The following is a 15,182-nucleotide window of genomic DNA, read 5'->3' on the forward strand; positions in this document are numbered from 1 at the left end:
CACCATCATAGTATTGCCATAATGGTTGATGGCCAGTAATAGTAGTATCCAAAGCTATCTCGCCTGTAGCATCAGTTGTAGGAGTATCAGATTGAGGTAGTTCAAATGAAGTAGCCCCGCCAAAATCGTGAACTCCTAACCATACTGCTCCATCTGCTTTATTAACTAATGCTTTATCAGTAACCCAAGCATCTAATTCGCTAAAAGTATTAATGTCCTCGTCCTGCATATAGCCAGTTACGGTAATTGCGTCTGGAATGTCAGCATCCACTACATTCGCCCAAGAATAATTATGTAAGTTATTATCTACATTTAAGGTAGTCCCTGTCCAACTAATAAGAGTGCCTGCAGTGATAAGCTCTGATGGAGTATGCCATTGGAAATCACCAGTTGTAGTTTCGTAGGTTAAAATATCTTCATCAGCCGGAGTGCCGTCCACTTCTTTAAGCATCGCTTCTGTTATTTTGTCAGCACCGATTGCAGTAGTTATAGCTGTCGCCCCAGAGCCAGTGACATCTCCAGATAAGGTTATAGTTTGATTGCCGGTGATATAACTGCTGGTGTCATAGTCGATTACTCCGCCAGTGGTCATATTTAAAAGATATGTCCCGGCAGGTTCGTCAGCAGGCAAATAGAAGTCAGCATTAGAAGTCATAGCACTGTTAGGATTTAAACTAACAGTATAATCAGTCCCTCCCTGTTCTGAATAAAGAATGACTTTGCCGTCAGCTCCATCTGCTCCCGAGGTAAAGTTTCCTACTGTTACGGCATCAGCTGTTGTTGCTCCTCGGCCAGTAACGCTGGCCAGGTTATCAGCTTCAGTGGCCGTAATAGTTAAAGTGTCAGAGCCCGGGCTAATTGCCGTGGAGGCAATGCCTGAACCAGCTATGGTTAAGGTATCAGTGGTAGTGTCGGCAGTGGTACTGCCGCCGTCGCTTGATATTGTTTCCCAGAGGTTCTGGTCTACATTAGGACTGGCATTAGCAATGGTAACAGAACCACTGCCGTTGGTGATAGTTATTCCTGTTCCCTGAGTCAGGGTTGCTTTGGTTAAAGTATTGCCAGTAGTATTGCCTATTAACAGTTGTCCATCAGTATATGAGGTTTGGCCTGTGCCTCCAAATCCAACAGCTACTGTATCGCCTTGCCAAACACCAGCGTCTATTGTGGCTAAAGTTGAAGTAGCTGAAACCGTTAAGTCGCCTATTACATGTAATGTGCTACTTGGACTCGCCGTCCCAATGCCGACATTGCCATTCATAAAAACAGCCGAATAGTTGTTGTCTGCACCAGTAGCACCATTAACATATAAACCATAAGCATTTGTTGTAGCTGCACCAGTGTCTTCACCCGTAGCAGTAAAGTAACCGCCATAAGTATTAACAGTTCCACCAGTTGAGACCCCAGAAGATGTGACATCCCCATATAGACCATAAACATTGGCAGTGCCAGCTGTGAATATGCCGGTTGAATCAGTGTCAGACCTGAAGCCATAATAAGAACCGGCAGCAGTAGCAATTTCATCGTAATCGATATCTAACTTCGCCCCTGGTCCCGTCGTCCCGATGCCAACGTTGCCTTCATAGCCAATAGCATTAACTACGAGAGTGTTTGTATCAACAACTAAATCTCCAAATGTCCCTGTGCCTGTGACATCAAGATTTCCCGACAAAGTGGAGCTGGCTGCAGTTAGGTTGCCTGTAATCGTTGCGTTTCCTGAAGGGACTTCCACCCAGAAGGGAGCCGTAGATGTGGCATTGCTGCCGACGACAAAGTCATACCCGGTGTCCTGAGGATAGATAAGGTCGGTGGAGGTGGCAAAGGCGCCGCCACCAGCCCCGATTCCCGTCAGATTAGAGCCGTCTCCGTAAAAATAGGCAGCCGTTGAGGTTCCTGTAGTTGTCAGATTAGCTGAGCCTAATGATATATCTCCACCTGTGACAGTTAAGGTTAAGTCACCACTGGCATCTATAGAGAAGGCAGAGTAATTTGAATTATCATAACCTACTTTTAACTGAGGGGTAGTGGTTGTAATGGCGGCGATTGCTCCAGCATTTATATCACCGCCGGCGGCAAAGCTCCCAGTGCTCCCAGTGCTTCCAGGAGGACCTTCAGGGCCCCGATTACCTCTGCTTCCCCGAGAACCAGTAAGGCCAGTTAGACCCATGAGACCAATTGGTCCTGGAGAACCAACTGGTCCTGGAGGACCAGCAAGACCTATAGGCCCTTCTTCTTTCAATTTCTCAAGTTCTTCTCGAAGGGATTCTATTTCTTTTGTATGGTCAATAACAATCTTCTTGGGCGGAAGTATCCTCCAGGGTCGAACGATAAATCTTAAACCATCAAAAACCCAGTCAGCCAATCCCTTTACCCCTTCCCGTCCCCGAGAAATCTTTTCTTCAATATAATTATTGACAGCAATATATTCCTGTCTAATCCTTTGCCAACCTGCTCTGAATAATTGGAAAACAAATCTTGTTGTCCGGGGGAAAGCAGAAGCAATAGCTTTGGCAAGCTGACGAATACCGCTAACAATTTTCTCTCCAAATTGGGAAATCTTATTTCTGACAACTGAAAAATTCTCTTCAACAAAATTGTTGGTAGCAATATATCCCTTTCTAGTGTTTTGCCAAACAAAGTTGAACGCCTTTCCAGCCGTTACAACAGGAGGTGCTTTTTTAATTTTTGAGATTTGGTTTTTAAAACCCTTATCAAGCCATCGGCCATATTCTTTGAAAGTATCTACTGTTTCGTAAACTGCTGCTGAATAAATTTCATCTTTAGATATTTTGGATTCTATTTTAGAGAGCCCAATTTCTATATCCTTGTGGATAACAGAAAAACTTTCTTCAACAATCTTCTTTCCTATTTCTCCTACTTCTCCCACCTCATCCATCACTTCTTCTAAAGAAGCTCTGCCAAAAACTCCACCAGCAATTATCAAAACGAAAACCATTGCCCAAGCAAATCCAAAACGAAAAGCAGGAGAACGAACTGCCCTTCCAGCAATCTCCTGAATCATCTCCCGAACCCGAAAATGCAGAGGTCGGACCTCTGCAAGTTGAAATTCACCAATTGGAAGATTTCTCGGAACTAAAACTTCTTTCTCAACCTTTTTAACCTTAACCTTCTTTGCTGTTATGACTTTCTTAGTTTTCTTAGTTTTTAAATTATTGTTGTATTCTACAACCCTATTTAAATACTTTTCCAACCATTCTTTTTTTGTCACCCAGTTTCTTCCAATTTTTACTGCTTTTAATTTTCCCTGACGCGCTCGCAAACTCAAATACTCCTGTGAGTGCTCGCAGTACTTTGTTGCTTCTTGAAGGGATATGTAATTGTCTTTTCCACTAGTCATGGTATTGACAAATATGTCTGTATAATTAAAATAAGAAAAGAAGACCCTAAAAAAATTACCTTAGGATTTTGCGCAGACTTGGGGTTCAATTTTCAAGGGGTCTTCTTTATTTTATAGATAGATATATATAATATATTATTATATATAATATCTATAGTTATTACTATATTATCGCTGACCTCAAAATGCCTGTCAAGAGAAAAACTGTGAATAACTATCGGATAGCAAATAGCCCCTTTTCTATATAAAAAAGCCCCTACAAGGGGGCTGTTTCTGTCCGATATGGCAAAAGAATTCTTAATTCTCAGTTATTAATGACTCTTTATGCTCTGTAATATGCCCAATCCAATAAAAATTGCGATTAAGCTACTTCCTCCATAGCTAACCAAAGGTAAGGGAATTCCAATGACAGGTAAAATCCCAAGATTCATGCCAATATGAATAAAAATCTGAGAGATTAAAACAATCGTAAAACCCGAAGCAAAGAGCCGAGGAAAATTTGACTGGGCCGAAATAGCAATTTTCATAATCCGCCAAATTAAAATCGTAAACAAAAGAAGAAGAACCGCCACCCCTATTAAGCCAAATTCTTCTGAAATAGCAGCGAAAATAAAGTCAGTATGGGGCTCGGATAAAAAGCCATATTGGGTCTGAGAACCCTTGCCTATGCCCTGACCAAAAATTCCTCCAGAACCTATAGCAATTTTTGCCTGAGTTTGACTCCAACTCATTCCCAGGGGCTCAATCTGAGGCGCTAAAAAACTTATAATTCTTTCTTTTTGATACTCTTTCAAAAGAAATGACCAACTTAAGGTTAATAATAAGAGGCCGCAAAGAACTAAAATTAAAAAATGCCTTAGTTTAATCCCAGAAATAACCAAAATTCCGAACCATAAAGCAACCAAAATCAAAGCAGAACCTAAATTTGGCTGGTAAGAAATTAAAATAAAAGGAAATATAACATACAAACCTGATAAAAAAATATGAGATAATCGATACATCTCAATATTCCTCATTGAGAAGAATTTAGCTAATAAAATGATTAAAATAAGGACGGTTAACCCTATCGGATCGAATGAAATAGCACCTAATTTATACCAACTTTTTACTCCCCGGATCTCGGGGGCGAAAAAAAAGAGCCCAAGTAAAAATATAAGACAAAGAAAATAAAGCACTAAAATAAAATAAGGGTTTTCCCGGAGTGCTCTCCAATCAAAAGAACTTAAAAAAAGCATTAAAATAAACCCTATTCCTAAAAAAATTATTTGTTTCTTAAAGTTTAAAAAATCTCCCTTGCCTAAAGAAATACTATAAATCGAAAGCAGGCCAATCCCAACGAGCAAAAGCACTGAAATTATAAGCAACCAATCTAGTTTTTTGAAATGCTGAATCATATACTTAGAAATTAATAATTATTTTATCATCTTTAGAAACTCTTGTTCATCTATTGTTTTTATCCCTAGTTTTTTAGCTTTATCATATTTTGAACCAGGTTCTGAACCAACAATTACATAATCTGTTTCCTTTGATACTGATTCAGAAATATCTCCGCCCAATTGCCTAATTCTATCTTTTGCCTCATCTCGAGTCATACTACCTAAACTTCCTGTAAGCACGAAGTTTAGGTTTTTCAATTTTTGCTCTCTGTTCTTTGTTCTTTGTTTTTTGATTATAATTCCTACCTTTTCTAATTTTCTCAAAAATTCTATATTTTTCTTTTGTCTAAACCAACCATAAATTGATTTTGCTACCACTGGTCCAATATCTTTTATATTTTCTAATTCTTCCGAACTGGCTTTTTGGAGTTTTTCTAAACCTTCAAAATGTTCTGCTAAATCCAAAGCGGTTTCTTCTCCAACATTTCTAATCCCTAAAGCATAAATAAATCTTGGGAGAGTAATTTCTTTTCTGTTTTGGACAGCTTTAATTAAATTCTCGGCTGATTTCTCAGCAAATCTCTCTAAAGACAAAAGGTCGCCTTCTTTTAATTCAAAAAGGTCAGCCGGGTCAGAAACTAAACCTTCTTCTATAAGTTGGTTGATAATTTTTGAACCCAGTCCCTCAATATCAAAAGCTCCTTTAGAAATAAAATGACAAAAGTATTCTCTTTTTTGGGCAAAACAATTTGGGCTTAAGCAGCGAGAAACTGCCTCTCCTTCTGGCCTTATTATCTTACCTTCACAAACAGGGCAGCGCTTGGGCATTTTAAATTCTTTTTCTTTGCCGGTTCTTAATTCTGGAAGAACCTTTATAATATCTGGGATAACATCCCCTGCCCTACCGACAATAACTGTGTCTCCAATCTTCACTCCTAATCGTTTTATTTCATCTTCATTATGTAAAGTTGCACGGGAAATTGTTACCCCTCCAATCTGAACTGGTTTTAGATAGGCAACTGGTGTCAAAGCACCGGTCCTGCCGACTTGAACCTTGATATCTTCAACAATAGTAGTAGCTTGTTTGCCGGGAAATTTAAAAGCAATTGCTCCTCTCGGCGCTTTGCCAACTACTCCTAACTTTTCAAAAATTTTGTTTGAATCAACAATAACAACTAGTCCGTCTATTTCGTAAGGAATTTTTTTTCTTATCTTTTGGATTTCTTTATGGAATTTAAAAACCTCTGATAAGTTGCGGCAATATTTATTATAGGGATTAGTTTTAAAACCGAGGGTCTTTAAAATTTTGTGTTTTTCCTGATGAGTCGTTTCGCCAAAATTTGTAATCAAATCATAAGCAAAAGAATCCAAGTGACGAGAAGCAGTAATTTTAGGGTTAAGCTGACGAACCGAACCGGCGGCTAAGTTCCGGGGATTGGCATAAACTGTCTTGAATTTTTCAAATTCTTTTTTAGGGATAAAAACTTCTCCCCGAACAACAACTGATTTTTTAACGTTTTTTCGCAAACGTAAAGGGATGGCTTCAATGGTTTTTAAGTTTTGGGTAATATCCTCTCCAATAATTCCATCTCCTCTAGTTGAGCCGGTTTTCAAAATTTCATTTTGATATATTAATTCAATTGCCAATCCATCAATTTTTAACTCACAATAAAAATCTATCTCTGACATTTCTCTTCTTGCCAAAAGCTTTGAAATTCTTTCTAACCAATTTTCAATATCTTTTTCAGAAAAAGCATCGTTAAAAGAAAGCATTGGCTTGGGATGTCTTACTTTTTCAAATTTCTCTAATGGTTTCCCCCCTACTCTTTGGGTTGGAGAATCCGGGGTAATAAATTCTGGGAATTCTTGCTCTAAATTAAAAAGCTCTTTTTTCAAAGAATCAAGAGCTGAGTCAGAAATTTCTTGACGGTCAAGAACGTGATAAAGATAGCGGTGGTAGTTTATAACTTTTTTGAGTTTTTCAATACGTTTTTTTGCTTCTTTTTTTGTCATTTGTAAATAATAGAAATTGGAAATTAGAAACGTTATATTTCAACCTCAATTGCCCTTCTCGTCTCTTTATAAGTTCCAACTGACTTAATACAATAAAGAGAAGCATTGCAATCAGACTCCCCAGATAAAAACACTCGAACATAGTAAGAAGCGTCGCCAACAGAAGTCTGTCCGGTTAGGGGATAACGAGGATTAGGAGTACCGACATCATGGATTATTACTCTTAATACTTCTTCAATTCCAGTATCAGCTGCATAAAAAGCAATTACTGAATTTTCCATTTCTTTTATCATCCTTAGCTGCCCTACTAAAATTGTAGCTACACTTAAAACAATGGTTAAAAGGATAACCATTATTATAATGGCTAAATAGAGAGAAACACCTCTTTGTGAAAATTTAGACATATTATTTTATGATTTTATTTTGTAATTTAGCGACTAAAAAAATTTCAGTAAAAAGAAAGTAATCAAAAAATAAATTACTAAACTTAAAATATCACGAAAAATTGTGGCGAAAGGTCCAGTCCCAATAGCTGGATCTTTTTTAAATCTTTGCAAAAACCAGGGAACAAAAATCCCAATTAAAATTGCTGCCAAAACAGTAAAAAATAAAGAAACTCCTAAAATAATTCCAATGAGATAAGGAGAATTAAACCAAAAAATAGATAAGAGAAAAAGCAATCCACCTAAAATTAAAGCCATTAGAAAAGCTGTTTTAATTTCTCTTAAAAGATATTTTTTAATCTCCAATTGGCTATCTAAAACTAAGTTTCTAATGAATAAGGTCTCGGTCTGGGCGCCAACAGCACTAGCAATATAAAGAATTAAGGGAATAAAAGCTGCCAAAATAAAATGAGCTTTTAATGGAGTTTCAAAAAAATTAATAATTTGGGCAGCGAAAATTCCCCCAAAAAGACCTAAAATTAACCAGGGGATTCTAATTTTAGCTAAAAATAGAGGAGAGCCCTTAAAGATTTTTTTAAAAGGGCTATGAATACCGGTTGACTTTAGAAAGTCCTCAACATTTTCTGAATGCAAAATATCTAAAATAATATCTGAAGGAACAGCTCCTAAAAATTTGTCCTCTTTATCTACCACCGGGATAGATTTAAGGTTGTTTCTAAGAGCCAAAATTGCTACTCTTTCCTGGTCAGTATAGGGTCTTACTTTAACAACTTCTTTTCTCATCACTTCTTCCACTTTTACCTCTCCGGACCTTCGAAAAATTTCTTTTATAGAAAATACTCCCAGCAGTTTTTTTTCTTTATTAATAACATAAATATAATTGATGGTTTCCAAATCCTTCATTTTTTTAAAGAGCATTTTTTCAACATCTAAAATCCGTTTCCCAGGATAAGTAAGAGGAACGGCTTCAATCATTTTCCTCCCGGCCGATTCTAATGGAAATTTTTTGTTATCCATATTTAACAGGTTAGGTGAAAAAGACCAATTACTTTTTTTTGTTCTCCTTCCTCCTCTTTGGATTCTTCTTTGATTATATTGAAGGTCTTAGTTGCTTCTCCGGTTTTATCAACTATCAACTCAATTCCTTTTTCTTTTATAAAATTCTGGGCACCTTCAGTAACCTTTGCTACTCCGCTTTCTCCGGTTCCAATTATGATTGTCTCGGGACCCTGCTCCACTGCTCTTTTAACATCTCCAACATCAATTAGATGGCTTTCTTCTCGCCACCAAGATAAAACCTCGCCCGTCCAACGAACTTCAACATCATAATCATAGGTTTTGCCATTAATAGTTATTGAACCGAAGTGATACTCTTTTATCATATTCAAAAAAGGGTTGCCTGTTTAGATATCTCTCTTTGTTCTTCTTGAGAAAAAATCCTGATTTTTCCAAAAACCCCATCGTAACCCGGCTCTATCTGAACATTTCCTTGCCTGACCCTTATTATGCCTTCGGCAATTTCTGGAAGAGTGACAGCTTCCAAATTTGGGTAAGGGGTGTTTAACAAAATTTCAAACTCATTTCCAAATTTTTTTATTAAATTTTGATATTCTAAACCAACCTGCTTTGTGCCCACTGTTCGCCCTAAAGCATCAGCGATTATTTCTTCTAAAGGAATTAAACTTCTAAAAGGAATTGCTCTTTCTGGCTTGAAGCCGCTTGGCCTGTCCGCTAATTCTTCTACCCTATTTAAAACTCCAAGCGTTAAAGGTCTGCCGCAATTTGGACAAATATTATTGTATTTTTTTGATTCCTGGGGAGACAATCTCAGCTCACAAGCCCGATGGCCGTCATAATGATATTTTCCTTCTTGAGGAAAAAACTCAATTGTATAAAGAAATTTAGCTGGGTCTTTTGCTTTTATCGCCTCAATAATTGCAGGATAAGAAAGCTCTGTGTCAAAAACATTTGCTTCCCGACCAAGCTTTTGGCACGAATGCGCGTCACTATTTGAAATCAAAGTAATCTTGTCTAATGCAGATAACCGCCAGTTCATCGGAGGATCGCTGGAGAGCCCGGTCTCTATAGCATAAATATATTTTGTATAATCTTCAAAACATTCTTCAAGAGAATCAAAGCCAGAACGGGAACCAAATATACTAAACCATGGAGTCCAGGCATGTGATAAGACAATAAAGCAATTTTGGGAGATGCCTAAAACAATTTTTACTAACTCTTTGGCATCTAATCCTAAAATTGGTCTTCCATCAGCCTTTAAATTACCAATCCAACCCAAGTGAGTATTAATTTTTTCACAAATTTCAAAAGAAGGAGAGAAAACTATAATATGAATTTTTCTAACCCTACCATTTTTGGAGTAAATACAACTGATCTCTGAAGTCAAAACAAAACGAGTTTCAGCGTCACTTCCCTCAACTAGGTTAGGTTCCGTTGATGGATTGTTTTTTAGTTGATAAAGGCCGGGTTCTGCTGGTTTAAGTTTTTCTTTTAAGTTTTTTAGCCATTCTGGATGAGTAAAATCTCCTGTTCCTAAAACTTTTATTCCCTTGAGTTTTGCCCATTTATCCAAATTCTCCAAATCTATGTTTTTGCTAGTCGCTCGGGAATATTTAGAGTGAATATGAAAGTCAGCTATAAACCTCATAGATTTATTATTTCATTTTATCATTTTTTTGATAAATTTAAAATATACCCAAATTATCCCCAAAAACCCTTGACAGAACTTTCTGAATTCTTATAATAGAAAATATAGTGAATGGAAGGCAAAAGGTCGGAAGAAAATAAAAAATAAACCCTGTTAAATTTGCTTTGCAACTGTTTAACAGAGTAAAGTAAATAAAGTAAAAAAAAAGTCCATGATTAACGACAAATTATATCCTACTTTTACTGCTCAAGAAGAGCCTGAGACTCCTGAAGCTCCAGCAGAAGGAGGAGAAGAAACTCCTGAAGCTCCAGCAGAAGGAGAAACTCCGGAAGCTCCAATTGCACAGGAAGAAGCCCCAGAAGAAACTCCTGAAGCTCCAGCAGAAGGAGAAACTCCGAAAGCTCCCGAAGAAGGTTCAGAGGTTTAAAGTAAGCTCTATTTTCTAATCAAAAATCCCGTTTCTAACGGGATTTTTGATTATCTTAGTTATTTTAGTATAATGAAGATTTTTTAATAATGATTTTATAAAGATTTTCCAAAAAATCCCCACCCGCATAAGCAATAATAAAAGCTAAAGCTGGACTAAGGTAATCCAAACCTAAAAAGGTAATCCCGGTTTCTTTTACAGCTATGGCGACGAGAAGACCAACAACTCCCGACAGAAACATCATAAATAAAAAATAAGGGAGTTGGAATTTAACATTTTTGTAGGAAAACTGGTGTTTAATAAAACCAACTAATCCTCTTAAAGCTCCTCCACCGAAACCAGCAATGAGAATTGATGTGTACATAATATAAATTATAGTTTTAATTTCCTTTGCCTAAAGGTTTTAGCAGTTTCTTCAGCTGTCTTCCTACCAAGTTTAGTTAAAGAAAAAAAGCTCTTTGGGTCGCCAGTAATCAATCTTCTTTTCCTTAAAGTCCTCAAGGGTCTGTCAAGTTTGCGAGAATCTGGCCATTTTGAAATTCTTGAAAAAGAAAATACCTTAGGAAAAAGAATAAAGCATTCCTTAACTAATCTCTCAAAGGCACACTTTTCTTTCTTCGCCATTACTGAATAAATACTAAAAAGAATTAGGTCATTGATAGAGATTCTTTGATATAGTTCTTCTTCAAAAGCTTTCTTTGCCATTATTAAAAGTTTGGTAAAATATTAGTAAAAAGATACCAAAACAAAAAAGCAACAAAACAAACAACAGTTATAATATCTAATAATATAATCATTTTATTATAATTACCTAATCTACTTCCATTTTAGCACATAAAATAAACCATTTCAAAGATAATTCCTAAAACAAAAATCCCTACCAATAAATAAAAAACAGGGTTCATTTTTTGAGAAAACTTTTTTTTCAAAAATTCCCGATACAAAAGAACAATAATCATTCCTTCAACTCCAAGAGCTATTGCCCCAGTAAAACTAATTACTTCAATAAATTCTCTAATCCCTAAGAGAAAAAGAAACAAAGGCAAAAAACAGGTTAAAAACCAGGCAAAATTTTTGGGGATGCCAAAATCATACCAAAATACTTTTTTTAAGGTTAAAGCCAGAGTAAGAAAAGAAGTGAAACAAGTAATCACCCCAAAGATAAAACCTAATTTTATAATCTTATCTCCTAATGTCTGCTCTAATCCTGAAATTGCTTCCTCAGATGTGACAGGCCCTGAAGCACCCAGAACTATAACAATAAAAAAAAGATAAATAACGACAGCTACAACAGTTCCCCAAAATATCACTCTTCTTAAATGGATTCTTGAACCAGCCAACATCTCCTTAATTTCTGGAATCACAGCCGAACCCCAAAGAGAAAAAAGAATTACTCCGTAGGGGAAAAATAAAAATTTTGGATTTAAGGTTTTGAAATAACTGATATTAATAGAAGGGAATGCTTTTATAAAAAAGATGGTAAGGATAATAAAAAGAACAAAAAGTAAAGACAGCTCAATCCCAGAAATACTTTTTATACCCCGAAAAACTAAGTAAGCACCGAGCCCAAAAAATAGAAGGGTATACAAGGTTGAATTACCTCCCAAATAAGGACCCAAAAAGAAATTCAAAAATTGACCTCCGATAATCAAATAAGCAAGAAGAGCCCCCATTAGACCAACTGTAATAACAAGAAAAGTAATTCTCTTCCATTTTTCCCCGAGATATTCTCCTACATATCCTGGCAAACGACGCATTTTTTTGCTGCCTAAAACCACCTCACCGTAAAGAAAGTTAATAAAAATAGCAACTAAAGCCATAAATAAAAAATAGGAAACTACAACAAAAAAACCGGCCTTAAAGGCCACAAAAGGTAAACCAAATATCCCTACTCCTATTACTGTCCCAAGAAAAACAGAGAAAGCTCTAAGGAAAAGCATAAAAGTATAGAGTGCGGAAGTCTGACTTCCGCATTACTTCCGCGTTAAATCTTTCTTAAAAATTTTTCTTTCAAGCTCGCCAAAACCAATTAGAACAACCGTAGCTAAGAAAAATGTCAAAAGGGCTAAAAAATAAAGTCCAGCACCAATAGCTACGCCAATAGCAGCAGAACACCAAAGACCAGCAGCAGTGGTTATCCCCTCTACTCGAAACTGCCTGTGGATAATAACTCCAGCCCCAATAAAACCAATTCCAGTAGCTACTGCTAAAATCAATCTGGAAGGGTCAAAGTTAATACCTGCTTGCCCGCTAAAAAAATTAAAAAACTCAAAACCAATTATGGTAAAAAGACAGGAGCCTAGAGTAACTAAACTATAAGTTTGAAGCCCTGCTTCTTTCCCTTTATACTCTCTTTCCAGACCAATTATACCACCCAAAACAACAGCCAGAGTTAACTGAAAAATAAGTTGGATATCAATATCCATAAAAATTAGAAATTAGAAATTAGAAATTTAAACTTTATACACCTTGTATCCTTCTCTTACTTTTTCTTTAACTTTTATTCCAACCGCATCACCGGCTTTTGCCCCTTTTATTTTTTCGTGCTCCATCTCCATTGAATCAACAGCTTGCTCAAAATCAGTAGCTTCTCCTCCAACAATCCGAACAGTATCCCCTACTGAAAGCTTGCCTGATAATTCAATAACCGCTACCCCAATTTTTGAAAAATAATGGGCAACCTTTCCAATTAATTTCCCCTCTTCTTTAGGAAGATCTTCTGGCATATTTTACAATTTAATTATTTAAACAATAAATCTCTCGACCTTTCTTTCATTGTAGCAAACTAAAAATGGGAATTCAATAATTCCCATCTTTAGTGAGGGGGACCGATCCAACAAACTTGGCCTATTCTTCAAAGCTGGGTTTGGACCTAGCCAGGGATATCCGTTAAACCTCCTTCATTAAATCTGGTGTCCTTAAGGAATTTTATCCCGCACCCCCTCACTTCCAATATTAATAAACCAAGAGAGACTGTCAAGCCTTTTTTATCACCAAATTATCCACACCTTATCAACAAAATAAAAGTGCCCTTGGGAAGAATCGAACTTCCATCTAGACGTTAGGAATGTCTTGTTCTATCCGTTGAACTACAAGGGCAAATTTAGATAATTTATTTTAGCAAGTTTTCCACTTGCTGACAAGGATTTCTATGATAAAATAAACTATTATGAAAAACGCTTCACCAATTGTTGAAATTGCAAAAAAGGTCTGTCCAGCAGTAATAACTATTGTAATTTCCAAAGACCTTCCAAAAATAGAAGGCTTCTATTTAATGCCCTTTGGCGGCAGAGGAATTATTATGCCAAAATTCAAAAAAGGAAAAAAAGAGCCAACAAAAATAGGAGGAGGGTCTGGCTTTATTATTTCCGCTGATGGTTATGTCATAACTTCCAGGCATGTTGTTGCTGACCTCGAAGCTGACTATACTGTTATTTTAGAGCCAAAGAAAAAATATCCAGCTAAAGTTCTGGCTCGCGATCCGATTAATGACATTGCTGTTTTAAAAATAAAAGATAAAAAGCTTCCTTATTTAGAATTAGGCGATTCAAATAAAATTGAACTCGGAGAAGAAGTAGTTGCTATTGGAAATGCTTTGGGGGAGTTTCACGATACCCTAAGCTCGGGGATTGTTTCTGGATTGTCGCGATATATTCAAGCAACCGACCGACTCACCCGCCAAGCAGAAAGATTAAGGGGCCTTATTCAAACTGATGCTGCTATCAATCCAGGGAATTCTGGAGGACCTTTAGTAGATATGGGAGGGAAAGCTATTGGTGTTAATACTGCTATGGTAATGGGAGCTCAAAATATTGGCTTTGCTATCCCAATTAACTATGCTAAAAAGGACCTGGAAGAAGTTAAAAAATATGGAAAGATAAGAATTCCATTTTTAGGAGTGAAATATGTTCTCCTAACAAAAGAAATAGCCGAAAAAAATAAGCTACCGGTAAATTATGGAGCTTTGATAGTCAGAGAGACCTTAGGGGAATCAGCCGTAGTCAAAGGGTCAGCTGCTGAAAAAGCTGGGCTTAGAGAATTTGATATAATTTTGCAAGCCAGAGGCAAAAAAATTACCACTGAAAACCCTTTATCAAATATCTTGCAAAAGTGCCAAATTGGAGAAGAAATTGAACTAAAAATTTTAAGAGAGAAGAAAGAAATGACTGTGAAGGTCATCCTTGAAGAAAGAAAATAATACTACGAGAACAGTTCTCGTAGTATTATTCTTGTTAAGAATCATAATTATCAACGAGGCCCGTCCTCGTTGATTTTTAACTCCATCACTTCAAATCTTATGGTCATTAATTGATAAAACTGATAAAAAATCATTGCTCCTACCGAACCGGCAACCAAAAGAAGAATAATAATTCCTGTGAGGGTAGAAATCCTTATATTTAAAAAATCAAACATAATGAAAAATTGTGCATGCCCTTATTTTTTGGGTGGCTAGTCGGATTCGAACCGGCGACGGCTCTTCCACAAAGAGCAGTGTTACCGCTACACCATAGCCACCACATGTGCCCCCGAGAGGAGTCGAACCCCTATCGCAAGTTTAGAAAACTCGCGTTCTATCCGTTGAACTACGGGGGCATACATAACATTATACCTGAAATAAAGTATTCAGTCAACTTCTGGGAAAGGCACTGATTCTAAAAACGGATTAGGATATTCTTTAAAATCAGCCTCTTGGGATATTCTCTCGTGTTCCTGCCAAACCCCCAAAACTTCCTGATAGGCCCCTTCTTTTAATAGGACGAATCTATCTAAAGCTTCAGGTTCTACTTTCTGGGCTAAGATACTATATTTATAAAATAGAAATCCTCCAAAAATCAGAGACAGAAGAAAAAGAAACAAACAAGCCAGAAAAGCGTGTTGAGCTATACTCAGAGATAATTTCTCCAAAAATTTTTTAAATTTTTTAATCCCTATCTTCATA

At 36.7% G+C, this 15,182-nt stretch carries 16 protein-coding genes and 3 tRNA genes; 2 read left to right on the forward strand and 17 right to left on the reverse strand.

All coding sequences use genetic code 11. The features are described from left to right. From KJA13_03555 to KJA13_03585, 7 genes are all read right to left on the reverse strand, one after another. Window positions 1–3,358, reverse strand: a 3,358-nt coding sequence (locus tag KJA13_03555) for a hypothetical protein (protein MBZ9578076.1), incomplete at its 3' end; no start/stop codon positions are given. 311 nt (window positions 3,359–3,669) lie between these two features. Continuing rightward, complete coding sequence (locus KJA13_03560; GenBank protein ID MBZ9578077.1) at window positions 3,670–4,752, reverse strand: rod shape-determining protein RodA; 1,083 nt, start codon at window positions 4,750–4,752, stop codon at window positions 3,670–3,672. 18 nt (window positions 4,753–4,770) lie between these two features. Next, entirely contained in the window at window positions 4,771–6,747 is a 1,977-nt protein-coding gene (gene ligA, locus KJA13_03565) for an NAD-dependent DNA ligase LigA (protein ID MBZ9578078.1), read from the reverse strand. A 32-nt stretch (window positions 6,748–6,779) separates the two neighbouring features. Then, the gene (locus KJA13_03570) at window positions 6,780–7,151 is read right to left on the reverse strand and encodes a pilus assembly PilX N-terminal domain-containing protein (GenBank protein ID MBZ9578079.1); all 372 of its coding nucleotides are present in this window, start codon (window positions 7,149–7,151) and stop codon (window positions 6,780–6,782) included. 33 nt (window positions 7,152–7,184) lie between these two features. Next, a complete protein-coding gene (locus KJA13_03575; GenBank protein MBZ9578080.1) occupies window positions 7,185–8,168 on the reverse strand; it encodes a magnesium transporter in 984 nt (327 codons plus the stop codon). Between the two features lie 2 nt (window positions 8,169–8,170). Then, window positions 8,171–8,533 carry a hypothetical protein gene (locus KJA13_03580; GenBank protein ID MBZ9578081.1) on the reverse strand — a complete coding sequence of 121 codons (363 nt, stop codon included), beginning with the start codon at window positions 8,531–8,533 and terminating at the stop codon, window positions 8,171–8,173. Between the two features lie 2 nt (window positions 8,534–8,535). Next, window positions 8,536–9,816 (reverse strand): DNA helicase UvrD, encoded by a 1,281-nt coding sequence (locus tag KJA13_03585; GenBank protein MBZ9578082.1) that lies wholly within the window; start codon window positions 9,814–9,816, stop codon window positions 8,536–8,538. Window positions 9,817–10,027: 211 nt separating this feature from the next. On the opposite strand from KJA13_03585, the gene KJA13_03590 reads away from it, so the two are divergent. Continuing rightward, on the forward strand, window positions 10,028–10,243 hold the full coding sequence (locus tag KJA13_03590) for a hypothetical protein (GenBank protein MBZ9578083.1): 216 nt from the start codon (window positions 10,028–10,030) through the stop codon (window positions 10,241–10,243). Between the two features lie 64 nt (window positions 10,244–10,307). On the opposite strand, the gene KJA13_03595 is transcribed toward KJA13_03590, so the two are convergent. The 6 genes from KJA13_03595 to KJA13_03620 all read right to left on the reverse strand — a co-directional run bounded on the left by KJA13_03595 (window position 10,308) and on the right by KJA13_03620 (window position 13,342). Then, on the reverse strand, window positions 10,308–10,607 hold the full coding sequence (locus KJA13_03595) for a hypothetical protein (GenBank protein ID MBZ9578084.1): 300 nt from the start codon (window positions 10,605–10,607) through the stop codon (window positions 10,308–10,310). Window positions 10,608–10,615: 8 nt separating this feature from the next. Further along, a complete protein-coding gene (locus tag KJA13_03600) occupies window positions 10,616–10,948 on the reverse strand; it encodes a hypothetical protein (GenBank protein ID MBZ9578085.1) in 333 nt (110 codons plus the stop codon). Window positions 10,949–11,070: 122 nt separating this feature from the next. Further along, window positions 11,071–12,183 carry an amino acid permease gene (locus KJA13_03605; protein MBZ9578086.1) on the reverse strand — a complete coding sequence of 371 codons (1,113 nt, stop codon included), beginning with the start codon at window positions 12,181–12,183 and terminating at the stop codon, window positions 11,071–11,073. Between the two features lie 33 nt (window positions 12,184–12,216). Continuing rightward, window positions 12,217–12,669 carry an MgtC/SapB family protein gene (locus KJA13_03610; GenBank protein ID MBZ9578087.1) on the reverse strand — a complete coding sequence of 151 codons (453 nt, stop codon included), beginning with the start codon at window positions 12,667–12,669 and terminating at the stop codon, window positions 12,217–12,219. Window positions 12,670–12,696: 27 nt separating this feature from the next. Beyond that, complete coding sequence (locus tag KJA13_03615) at window positions 12,697–12,969, reverse strand: hypothetical protein (protein MBZ9578088.1); 273 nt, start codon at window positions 12,967–12,969, stop codon at window positions 12,697–12,699. A gap of 301 nt (window positions 12,970–13,270) precedes the next feature. After that, a tRNA-Arg gene (locus tag KJA13_03620) sits at window positions 13,271–13,342 on the reverse strand. 70 nt (window positions 13,343–13,412) lie between these two features. Between KJA13_03620 and KJA13_03625 the strand changes: the two genes are divergently transcribed. Beyond that, window positions 13,413–14,441 carry a trypsin-like peptidase domain-containing protein gene (locus tag KJA13_03625; GenBank protein ID MBZ9578089.1) on the forward strand — a complete coding sequence of 343 codons (1,029 nt, stop codon included), beginning with the start codon at window positions 13,413–13,415 and terminating at the stop codon, window positions 14,439–14,441. Between the two features lie 50 nt (window positions 14,442–14,491). Here the strand turns inward: KJA13_03625 and KJA13_03630 are convergent, their stop codons facing one another. The 4 genes from KJA13_03630 to KJA13_03645 form a co-directional block, all read right to left on the reverse strand. After that, the gene (locus KJA13_03630; protein ID MBZ9578090.1) at window positions 14,492–14,656 is read right to left on the reverse strand and encodes a hypothetical protein; all 165 of its coding nucleotides are present in this window, start codon (window positions 14,654–14,656) and stop codon (window positions 14,492–14,494) included. Between the two features lie 31 nt (window positions 14,657–14,687). Next, window positions 14,688–14,758, reverse strand: a tRNA-His gene (locus KJA13_03635). Between the two features lie 6 nt (window positions 14,759–14,764). Next, window positions 14,765–14,836 (reverse strand) — tRNA-Arg (locus tag KJA13_03640). A 30-nt stretch (window positions 14,837–14,866) separates the two neighbouring features. Beyond that, window positions 14,867–15,181, reverse strand: coding sequence for a hypothetical protein (locus tag KJA13_03645; protein MBZ9578091.1), 315 nt, complete (start codon window positions 15,179–15,181; stop codon window positions 14,867–14,869). Window position 15,182: the final 1 nt, after the last annotated feature.

Source organism: Patescibacteria group bacterium, assembly GCA_020148045.1.
Taxonomy (GTDB): domain Bacteria; phylum Patescibacteriota; class Minisyncoccia; order Minisyncoccales; family GWA2-38-27; genus JAHCRG01.